Annotated in this window: 8 protein-coding genes and 3 pseudogenes; 6 read left to right on the forward strand and 5 right to left on the reverse strand. The window is 67.9% G+C overall.

The features are described from left to right. Positions 1-118: 118 nt before the first annotated feature. Positions 119-301 (reverse strand): annotated as a pseudogene (locus tag ABZ340_RS04535) (hypothetical protein); the annotation flags it as partial. A gap of 159 nt (positions 302-460) precedes the next feature. Between ABZ340_RS04535 and ABZ340_RS04540 the strand changes: the two are divergent. The 3 genes from ABZ340_RS04540 to ABZ340_RS04550 all read left to right on the forward strand — a co-directional run bounded on the left by ABZ340_RS04540 (position 461) and on the right by ABZ340_RS04550 (position 3,612). Next, entirely contained in the window at positions 461-1,825 is a 1,365-nt protein-coding gene (locus ABZ340_RS04540) for an aspartate aminotransferase family protein (RefSeq protein WP_358780248.1), read from the forward strand. Positions 1,826-2,061: 236 nt separating this feature from the next. Then, entirely contained in the window at positions 2,062-2,763 is a 702-nt protein-coding gene (locus ABZ340_RS04545; protein WP_358780249.1) for a GntR family transcriptional regulator, read from the forward strand. 198 nt (positions 2,764-2,961) lie between these two features. Continuing rightward, on the forward strand, positions 2,962-3,612 hold the full coding sequence (locus ABZ340_RS04550; protein WP_358780250.1) for a hypothetical protein: 651 nt from the start codon (positions 2,962-2,964) through the stop codon (positions 3,610-3,612). A gap of 22 nt (positions 3,613-3,634) precedes the next feature. On the opposite strand, the gene ABZ340_RS04555 is transcribed toward ABZ340_RS04550, so the two are convergent. Then, positions 3,635-3,925: a hypothetical protein gene (locus ABZ340_RS04555; RefSeq protein WP_358780268.1), complete on the reverse strand. Its 291-nt coding sequence runs from the start codon at positions 3,923-3,925 to the stop codon at positions 3,635-3,637. A 339-nt stretch (positions 3,926-4,264) separates the two neighbouring features. On the opposite strand from ABZ340_RS04555, the pseudogene ABZ340_RS04560 reads away from it, so the two are divergent. Beyond that, positions 4,265-5,175, forward strand: a pseudogene (locus ABZ340_RS04560) (RHS repeat-associated core domain-containing protein); the annotation flags it as partial. A gap of 1,033 nt (positions 5,176-6,208) precedes the next feature. Here the strand turns inward: ABZ340_RS04560 and ABZ340_RS04565 are convergent. Beyond that, on the reverse strand, positions 6,209-7,585 hold the full coding sequence (locus tag ABZ340_RS04565) for an IS1380 family transposase (protein ID WP_358780251.1): 1,377 nt from the start codon (positions 7,583-7,585) through the stop codon (positions 6,209-6,211). A gap of 228 nt (positions 7,586-7,813) precedes the next feature. On the opposite strand from ABZ340_RS04565, the gene ABZ340_RS04570 reads away from it, so the two are divergent. After that, complete coding sequence (locus ABZ340_RS04570; protein ID WP_358780252.1) at positions 7,814-8,485, forward strand: SMI1/KNR4 family protein; 672 nt, start codon at positions 7,814-7,816, stop codon at positions 8,483-8,485. Positions 8,486-8,491: 6 nt separating this feature from the next. Here ABZ340_RS04570 and ABZ340_RS04575 read toward each other — a convergent pair. Continuing rightward, a pseudogene (locus ABZ340_RS04575) lies at positions 8,492-8,662 on the reverse strand (transposase family protein); the annotation flags it as partial. Positions 8,663-8,925: 263 nt separating this feature from the next. Here ABZ340_RS04575 and ABZ340_RS04580 point away from each other — a divergent pair. Then, a complete protein-coding gene (locus ABZ340_RS04580) occupies positions 8,926-9,342 on the forward strand; it encodes a contact-dependent growth inhibition system immunity protein (protein ID WP_358780253.1) in 417 nt (138 codons plus the stop codon). Between the two features lie 21 nt (positions 9,343-9,363). Here ABZ340_RS04580 and ABZ340_RS04585 read toward each other — a convergent pair. Then, positions 9,364-9,634 (reverse strand): transposase family protein (locus ABZ340_RS04585; RefSeq protein WP_358780254.1); only part of this gene is annotated, 271 nt, incomplete at its 5' end.

A 9,634-nucleotide genomic window follows, 5' to 3' on the forward strand; every position in this document is an offset into this window, starting at 1 on the left:
ACGGGCCGATGGACGGGCCAGTGGCCGAGTCGGCGGACGGGCCGGTGGACGAGTCGGTGGACGAGTCGGCGGACGGGCCGGTGGCCGGGCCGGTGGCCGGGTCGGTGGCCGGGTCGGCGGCCGACGGTCCGACGGTGCGGACGGTGTAGCCGGCGCGGGCGAGGAAGGCCGTGGCGTGACCGGTCTCCCAGTCGGCGAAGGTGTCGTACACGGCGAGGTGGACGGGCTTCCGGCTCTCGTGAGCGGGGGTACCGGTGGTGTTGGTGTCGGTGGTGCTGGTGGTGCTGGTGGTGCCGTTCATGGTTCCTCCTCGAACCCGAAGGCTTATGACAGCAAGCTGTCATTTTCGCAGCATGCTGTCAACCCTTGTCCGAGCGTCGACAACCTGTCGCGGAAAGCCCCGGACCACAGACAGGACGCCGATATCTCGTCCGCATCGCGGACACCTACGCTCGGGCGCATGACCCCTCAGCTCCCTCAGCCCAGCCCCGAGGCCGGCGCGGCCGTCAAGGCCGCCGACCGCGCGCACGTGTTCCACTCCTGGTCCGCCCAGGAGCTCATCGACCCGCTCGCCGTCGCCGGCGCGGAAGGGTCGTACTTCTGGGACTACGACGGCAACCGCTACCTCGACTTCACCAGCGGTCTCGTCTTCACCAACATCGGTTACCAGCACCCGAAGGTCGTCGCCGCGATCCAGGAGCAGGCAGCGACGATGACGACCTTCGCGCCCGCGTTCGCGGTCGAGGCGCGGTCGGAGGCGGCGCGGCTGATCGCCGAGCGGACGCCCGGCGACCTGGACAAGATCTTCTTCACCAACGGCGGCGCGGACGCCGTCGAGCACGCGGTGCGCATGGCCCGGCTGCACACGGGCCGCCCCAAGGTGCTGTCGGCGTACCGCTCGTACCACGGCGGCACCCAGCAGGCGATCAACGTCACCGGCGACCCGCGCCGCTGGGCCTCCGACAGCGGCTCGGCGGGTGTCGTCCACTTCTGGGCACCTTTCCTCTACCGCTCGCGCTTCTACGCCGAGACCGAGGAGCAGGAGTGCGCGCGGGCGCTGGAGCACCTGGAGACGACGATCGCCTTCGAGGGGCCGCAGACCGTCGCCGCGATCGTCCTGGAGACGGTCCCGGGCACGGCGGGGATCATGGTGCCGCCGCCCGGTTACCTCGCCGGTGTGCGGGAGATCTGCGACAAGTACGGCATCGTCTTCGTCCTCGACGAGGTGATGGCGGGCTTCGGCCGGACCGGTACGTGGTTCGCGGCGGACCTGTTCGACGTCACGCCCGACCTGCTGACCTTCGCCAAGGGCGTGAACTCCGGGTACGTGCCGCTGGGCGGCGTCGCGATCTCCGGAAAGATCGCGGAGACGTTCGCCAAGCGCCCCTACCCCGGCGGACTGACGTACTCCGGGCATCCGCTGGCCTGCGCCGCCGCCGTGGCGACGATCAACGTGATGGCCGAGGAGGGCGTCGTGGAGCACGCCGCCCGGCTCGGGGCCGAGGTCGTCGGGCCGGGGCTGCGGGAGCTGGCGGAGCGGCACCCGAGCGTCGGCGAGGTGCGCGGCGTCGGCATGTTCTGGGCGCTCGACCTGGTGAAGAACCGGGAGACCCGCGAGCCGCTGGTGCCGTACAACGCGGCCGGTGAGGCCAACGCGCCGATGGCCGCCTTCGCCGCCGCCGCCAAGGCCCACGGCGTGTGGCCGTTCGTGAACATGAACCGGACGCACGTCGTGCCGCCGTGCAACGTGAGCGAGGCGGAGCTGAAGGAGGGGTTCGCGGCGCTGGACGCGGCGCTGTCCGTGGCGGACGAGTACACGGAGTAGTCCCTCCCGGGCGTCTCCCCAGTCGCTCACCCGGGGGTCCTCTCATCCGTCCTCCCGGGCGGGCACTTGCCCGCGCTCTCGTCCGCGCCTCTCGTCCGCGCCTCTCGTCCGTGCTCTCGTCCGCGCTCTTGTCGGGCCGCGCGGGCGCGTAAGGTGGCGTGTTCGGAGACATATGGCACGCCTGTACGACACATCCGTACAGCACGCCACCCGACGCGACGAGGAGACGCCCGACCATGCCCGGCCCCAGTGGCACCGGCGCCGTGACACGCAGCACCCTGCGCCAGCAGATCGCCGACGCGCTCCGCGACGAAGTGCTGGCGGGGCGGTTGCAGCCCGGGCAGGAGTTCACGGTGAAGGAGATCGCCGAGCAGTACGGCGTCTCCGCCACCCCCGTCCGCGAGGCGCTCGTCGACCTGTCCGCGCAGGGGCTGCTCGACGCCGACCAGCACCGCGGCTTTCGGGTCCACGAGTACTCGGTGGACGACTTCCGCGGCATCGTCGAGGCCCGCGGTCTCGTCATCGACGGGATGTTCCACGCCGTCGGCGCCGGCCGGCTGAGCGCGCTGGGGTCCGGTGAGGCCCGCGCCGCCGCCTCCCTCGCCGGGGTCCGGCGGCGCGGCGAGGAGGCGCAGCGGGCCGCCGGTGCCGGGGACCTGACCGTCCTCATCGGCTACGACCTGCGCTTCTGGCGCGAGCTGAGCGCCCTGTTCGGCAACCCCTACCTCTCCGACTTCCTGCACCGGCTGCGCGTGCAGAGCTGGGTGTGCACGGTGCAGCACCTGCGCCGGATGGGCGACCTGCGGGGCACGTTGTGGTCCGGCCACACCGACCTGGTGGACGCCCTGACGCGCCGTGACACCGACACCGCCCACGCGATCATCGACGCCTACAACGCCCACTCCCTCGCGCTCATCGAACGGCTCGCCGCCGGATGAGTGCCTGCTGAGTACCTGATGACCGCCGGATACCCGCCGGATACCCGCCGGACGAGCGGCCCTCGCGGGTCGTGACCGGGCGCCGTCCGGGTAGGGGATCCGCACGAGGGGATGCACGAGGGGACGCACGGGGGGATCCACCCTCGTGCCGCACCGACTACCCTTCCCTGACCACCGTGCCGTGTGAGGAGTCCTCTTTTGGCCTGTGACCTGTGGCTCGTACCGCTCGTCGACGTCCTGTGCCACACCCCTGACAATCCCTTCGCCGAGGAACTCGCGGAATACAACAGGGTGCTGGCCGAGGCCGGGCTGCCGCCGGTCCCGGTGTACCCGTACATGCCGGGGCTGTCGGGCGAGGTCGCCCCGGTCGCCGGCTTCGACTACGACGCGCTGCACTTCCTGCGCCGCGCCTACCTGCTCCAGGTGTGCGGTCTGCCGGTGACGCCGGTGGACGAACTCGGCGGCGACTACGAGCAGTTGCTGGAGATGTTCGAGGCGACGGCCCAGCAGTCGCACCTCGTCTGGCACTACGACCACGCGGGCGCGTACGTCCCCGTGGACTTCCCGCACCCGCTCTCCAGTGACGAACTCCTGGCGGGCGGCGGCCCGTTGGGCTCCTCCCACACCCTCCTGCGGGAGCTGGAGCACGTCGCTCCGGCCCTCGGCATCGACCCGGCCAACCCCCCGGCGGCCCCGCGGTCGCCCCTCGCCCCCACGGAGCTGGAGGAACCCGCCGTACCCGCCCCGTACGACCCGAGCCCCTTCGCCCGCGAGCGGCACGTGTGGCTGGGGCTGCACGCGGCGGCGACCCGGAGCCTGGCCCAGGGATCGATGATCGTGTTCAGCTGAGCGCCGATGAGCGCCGACGGGGTCAGCCCAGCCGGGAGAGGCCCTTCTGCAGGTCCTCCGCGTTCATGATCGGGGTCACTTCGACCTCGGCGTTCAGCTGGGTGAAGAACGGCTCGCCGGTGGGAGGCAGATCCGAGCTGTCCTGCATGTCGAGGATCAGCAGGGCGGTCCGCCGGCCGCCGAGGGGGCCGAAGTAGGCGGCCTCCGGCTTGAGCTGGTCGAGGATCGCCTTCATCCGCTCGGGCATCTTGCCGCTGCGGATGACCTCGTTGGCCTTCTCGGTGTCCAGGGTCGCCTTGAGCAGCACGCGCATGGCCATCACCTTCTCCTGCTCCCTCCAGGCTAGGGCCGGGCGCGTGGAACGGCGACTTCCGGCCCGGGCCCGCGCCGATCACGCCGATCACGGAGGCCGGGGCGCCGGACATCTCCTGCCGCGCGCGGCGAGCCCCGCCCCATTCGCCCCGCTCACCACGCACAAACGGTGATCACCGACCAGGAGCCCGGCGCCTCCCCCCACCGTGCTCGAGATCGGCGGCGCGCGAGAGTGCGTCAGCAATCAGACGGACCATTTCACGCCATGCCCAGAACCGCCTCCTTCTGTTCATGGTCGACTGTCATTGCGATCGGTTACGGCCAGATCTGCGCAGGCGATGACCGACTGGGCGGCACCCGCCGCTTCGACCTCGACGCAGCAGGCCGGGTCACCACCGTCCACGCCTCCCACTGGACGGAGACCTACGCCTACGACACCGCGGGCAACCAGACCCACGCCACCTGGCCGGACTCCATGCCGGGCCGGGAAGCGACCGGCGACCGCACCTACACCGGCACCCGCATCACCCGCGCAGGCAACGTCCGGTACGAACACGACGAAGCCGGCCGCATCACCCTGCGCCAGAAGACCCGCCTGTCCCGCAAACCGGACACCTGGCACTACACCTGGGACGCCGAGGACCGCCTCACCTCCGTGACCACCCCCGACGGCACGACCTGGCGCTACCGCTACGACCCCCTGGGCCGCCGCACCGCCAAACAACGCCTCGCCGCCGACGGCGAAACCATCCTGGAACAGACCGACTTCACCTGGGACGGCACCACCCTCGCCGAACAGACCACCCGCGTCCCCCACACCGCCCGGCCGGCCATCACCCTCACCTGGGACCACCAGGGCCTGCGCCCCCTGACCCAGACCGAACGCAAGACACCGGCCGACGCACCCCAGGAAGAAATCGACTCCCGCTTCTACGCGATCGTCACCGACCTCATCGGCACCCCCACCGAACTCGTCGACGAACACGGCGACATCGCCTGGCACACCCGCACCACCCTCTGGGGCACCACCACCTGGAACCGCACCGCCACCGCCTACACCCCCTGCGCTTCCCCGGCCAGTACTACGACCCCGAAACCGGCCTCCACTACAACTACTTCCGCCACTACGACCCCGAAACCGCCCGCTACCTCACCCCCGACCCCCTCGGCCTCGCCCCCGCCCCCAACCCCGCCACCTACGTCCACAACCCACTCACCTGGACCGACCCACTGGGGCTCGCGCCATGTGAAAATGGCGGAAGTTGGGACCCCGACGAAGAGCCATATCTCTATCGCGGTGTCGGATACGCAAGCGAAAACAGCGAGCCGGCATGGTTCAAGATGTATCAGGACGCTTTGCGTGGAGTGGCAGAGCCCCTGGGGGGACACTCCGACCCCCAGCTACACGTCGGCGGGCGCACGGACAGCGTATTCACTTCATGGACCACCTATTATGAAGAGATGGCCCTGGAGGAGAGCTATCGGGGGAATGGGCCGGGCGTGGTGTTGCGAATCCCAAACGCCGACAGCCATGATTACCACCGGGTCCCTGGAGTAACATTCCCCTATGACGAGGGCGAGGTACTGATCAGAGGCACAGTACGCGGAGCAGAAATCAGCATCAACGGAGGACCATGGATAACACCAACCTAAAGAAACTACTTCTACTCGCCGCGCAAGAAGGGGTAGCCCCTCAAGAACTCGTACACCTGGCAGACGAAGAAACAATCATCGAGGAAGGAAGAGTATCCCGAACCAACCTACTGAATATATACACCCGGCGACTCAACAGAACAGCCGGAAATCCAGAACTACACGAAGCGACTATCCACCTAGTCGAATTCCTGAGAAGCCACCCTTCCGAAGAGTTTACCATGATATCCATCCGGTCTACCGCCGGCGGATTCCACTTGTTCCTAGCCGATTCGGATTCATCCAAAATTCTCTTCTGGATGAGAATGTTCTCCATGTCGCGCTAACCCCTGCGGGCGCGCAATAACGGACCGGGAAGTCCTCACGTTCCGGTACATATTGATGAGAAATTCTTGGGGTTCTTGCTGCCATGGCCGCCGACTTGCGGTGACACGCCTTGACGCATGGAAACCTTTGAGTTTCCCATCAGCCTCGATCTTGCGTGACGGTCCGCCGACGGAGTCGGTGGACCATTTCGCTTCCGGGGGCTGATAGCGGGCATGTCGGCGGCCCGAGTGTCGCGTCGGGTGGGCGCCGGGTTCCACTGCTCCGGGCTGGGTCCTCTTTTCGTAGGGACAGGTGAATTCGCTGGTCATCCGGGGTTCGGCAGGAGGGTGAGCCGTTCGAGGGCGCCTGTGATCTCATGGGTCCAGGGCCAGTGGCGGGCGAGGCGGAGGATGCGGCGTCGGCCGGTGGTGACGAGCTGGCCGGCCGCGGAGAACAGGCGGAACCGCAGGCGGCGCGGTTCCCAGAGCCTTGCCTGGCCGGTCAGGGCGAGCATGGGCATCCAGGCCAGCAGGTCGAGAGCGATCTGGACGATCTCCAGCCATATCTTGTTCTGTGCGGTGTGGTGCAGGGGCAGGTTGCGCAGGCCGGTCGAACGTGCGGCCCGGATGCGGTCCTCCGCGCGGGCCCGCAGCCGGTGGCGGAGCTCGAGCTCGGCGATCGGCCGGTCGGGGGTGTTGGTGGCGAAGCAGGTGATTCTCATGCCGTCCGCATCTGTGATCCTCAACTGGGCACCGGGATGGGGACGTTCCTTGCGGACGATCAGCCGCATGCCCTTCGGCCAGCCGGTGAGCAGGTCGCCGGTGAGTTCGGCGATCCAGGCGCCGTCGCGGACCTCGCCGTCGGTCTCGACGGCCGGGGTCCAGGCCGATGCCGGGATCTTGAGGACGTGGCTGTGGATGGCTTCGGTGATCACCATGCCGACCGAGCAGGACAGCCAGCGCCCGCGCTGGGCGAGCCAGGCGACGAACTCGTGAGTGCCGCCTGCGGAGTCCGTGCGGATCAGCGTCTGGCGCCCTCGCCGGTACTTCTTCGGCAGCTGGGCCAGAGCGAGGCGGGCGGCACTGATGTGGTCGGCGGCCGTGTTCGAGCCCGCGTTCCCCGGCCTGAGCAGGGCGGCGACCGGCTCTCCGGTTCCGCCCGGGCCGTGATCGACGAAGGCCGTAAGGGGGTGATGGCCATAGGTCTTCTTCCAGGTCGCGGCCGCGTCCTCCTTGCCGGAGTGCGCGATCACCAGGACGCCGTCGAGGCCGACCGTGACCTGTCCGTCGGCGTCCGGGGCGTTCTTGCCGGCCAAGGGCCAGACCCGGTTGCGGACTTCGGACCGTGCGGACCGGATGGCCTGCAGGGCTTTCTCACCGGAGGCGGCGAGGGTGTCGATCAGGCGGGAGACGGTCGGGTCGGAGGCGACCGGGCCGAAGACGGCCGGCTCGCACCGCAGCATCGCGATGTCCGCGAGGCAGTCCCCGCCCAACGCGACCGCCAGTGCAACGTCCAGCAGCACCTTGCCCGGGTCGTGGACGGCCCGCGGCTTGCGCCACGGCGCCAGCGCCTTCGATACCGCCTGATCCAGACCGGTCTTGCGGACCGTTTCGACCAGCAGGACCGAACCGGCCTGCCAGACCACGGCTCGGCCGTCATCCCGGACACGGACACGGGGGTAGGACCCGGTACGCTGCTTCACCTGGAAAGTGCCTCCGACAGGGGCGGGAACAAGGACCTCAGCAATCCTTATTCTCGCTGGTCAGAGGCACTTTTCGCTTACTTGACCGCCTGTCGGACAGCCCGCTACATGAAAGCGCGAGGCTAAGGACATCCAGCTCGAAGCAGAAGGAAACCTCGGGTACAAACTGGATATACCCCTGACCAACCCCGCACACGCGCAGCAGCAGCGCCATCGCCAAGGACTTCCGTGACCAGCATCGACGATCTCTCCCGCCTCTGCCCGCCCCCAACCGACCCGCCCGCCGTGGACTGGTCCGCCGTCGAAAGCACGCTGGGCCGAAGGCTGCCAACCGACTACAAACAACTTGCCACGGTGTACGGACCCGGCAGATTCTGCCGTTTCCTGCACATCCACCACCCGCTCAGCGGCCTGACGAAAACCGCGGTGACCACCTTCCAGGAGCAACTCCAGCGCGACCGTGACCGGCCACACTTGTCAGTTCCCTACACACCTCAGCACCTGGTCGTCGTGGGTGCGACCGACAACGGTGATCACCTCTTCTGGATCACCGATCCTGAAGCCGAGCCCGACCACTGGCGCATCGCCGTCAATGACAGAGACAGCCGTGAGTGGTTCACCTTCCAGGGAACCCTGACCGAATTTCTCGTCTCCGTCCTGAGCGGGGAGACATCTGTCCCCCAATTCCCCGAAGATCTCCTCCAAGGCGCCAGAGACTTCACCCCCTCAACCCCGCAAACCATGACCCCGCCTCCCCGCCCAGCTCCACCGCTTCCCGACACCAACGTCATCCGGAAGTGGGCATGGGCCAACGGCTACGATGACCTCCCTCCCCGCGGACGCGTTCCCGCAGCGATCACCGACGCCTGGAAAGACGCCCACACGGACGCGGAGCACTGAGCGTTTTCAGCGTTGCCTCTCCAAGGTGAGGACGGCTTTGGCGATGACAGTCATGCGGTTGGGGCTGATGCGGGATCTGCGCAAGATCTGCCAGGACTTCAGCCGCGCCATACCGCGCTCGACGGGAGCTCGGGCCTGGGCGAGTGCGCGGTTGACAGCCCGCTGGGTGGCGGTGAGCGTCGTGCCCCACTCGGCCAGGGCGTGCGGGAAGTCGAGTACGGCAGGCTAGGGAACCAACAGGGCTCCTGCGCTGCCGAGTTGAGACGTCGAACACCTCCCTCAACGGCGCGGGAGCCCTGTCCGTTGCGCGCCACGGCCGGCGTCACCGCCGTCACTCGATCAGTGGCCACGCTGAAAACGCTCAATGTTCGCGTGATCCTTGCGACGGAGCTGCCGGATCCGCCTGCCTCGATGCAGGCATGTCATGAGAGGGCCTGAAGATGACTCAGCCCGTCGATCGCACCAAGTCGCTTGAAGAGCTGGACGGAGAACGCTGGGGAGATCCGCCTATAGACGCAACGTCACTGGTAAGGACCGTCTACGAGTGGCGCCGACGCCCCATCGGAACTCTGGAACCTCATGAGCTGGCGCGTTTGATCGGCCAGGATGTCGGATTGCCGTGGCTGCTCCCTCTGGGGGTGGAGACCCTTCGGGAAGAGGCGGAAAAAGTGGCTGCGGGCGGCTTTTTCGACGGCGATTTGCCGTATGCAATGGTCACCAGGAATCCGGAGGTATGGACGGAAAATCCCGAAATCGCCCATGAGCTCAAAAAGACGGTATCTAAACTGCCCGAGATGTCTCGCTACGTAAAACAAGAGGTAGACGCATTCCTTGTCTCGCTTCCTGAGGATGCTTGAGACACTGAGCCGTTTCCAACCTCAGCTTGACGTCGCGAGGTGGAGCGCGAGCGCGGCCTTGACCAGGTCGGTGATGCGGGTTGTGCTGCAGCGGAGCTTGCGCAGTAGCCGCCAGGACTTCAGGGTGGCCATGGCCTGCTCGCCGAGTGCGCGGATCTTGGCGTGGGAGATGTTCACTGCGTGCTGGCCTTCGGAGAGTTTCTCCCAGCGGCCGCGGTAGGGAACGCGGACCGTGGCGCCGGCCCCTTGGTAGCCCTTGTCGGCCCAGCAGCGCACCCCGGCGTCGGCCAGG

The organism is Streptomyces sp. NPDC006134, assembly GCF_040628835.1.
Classification (GTDB): domain Bacteria; phylum Actinomycetota; class Actinomycetes; order Streptomycetales; family Streptomycetaceae; genus Streptomyces.

What these genes read in the sequence shown, in the direction of transcription:
- ABZ340_RS04540 (WP_358780248.1), top strand. Translation starts at nt 461, where the DNA reads ATGACCCCTCAGCTCCCTCAGCCCAGCCCCGAGGCCGGCGCGGCCGTC.
- ABZ340_RS04545 (WP_358780249.1), top strand. Translation starts at nt 2,062, where the DNA reads ATGCCCGGCCCCAGTGGCACCGGCGCCGTGACACGCAGCACCCTGCGC.
- ABZ340_RS04555 (WP_358780268.1), bottom strand. Translation starts at nt 3,925, where the DNA reads ATGCGCGTGCTGCTCAAGGCGACCCTGGACACCGAGAAGGCCAACGAG.
- ABZ340_RS04580 (WP_358780253.1), top strand. Translation starts at nt 8,926, where the DNA reads ATGACTCAGCCCGTCGATCGCACCAAGTCGCTTGAAGAGCTGGACGGA.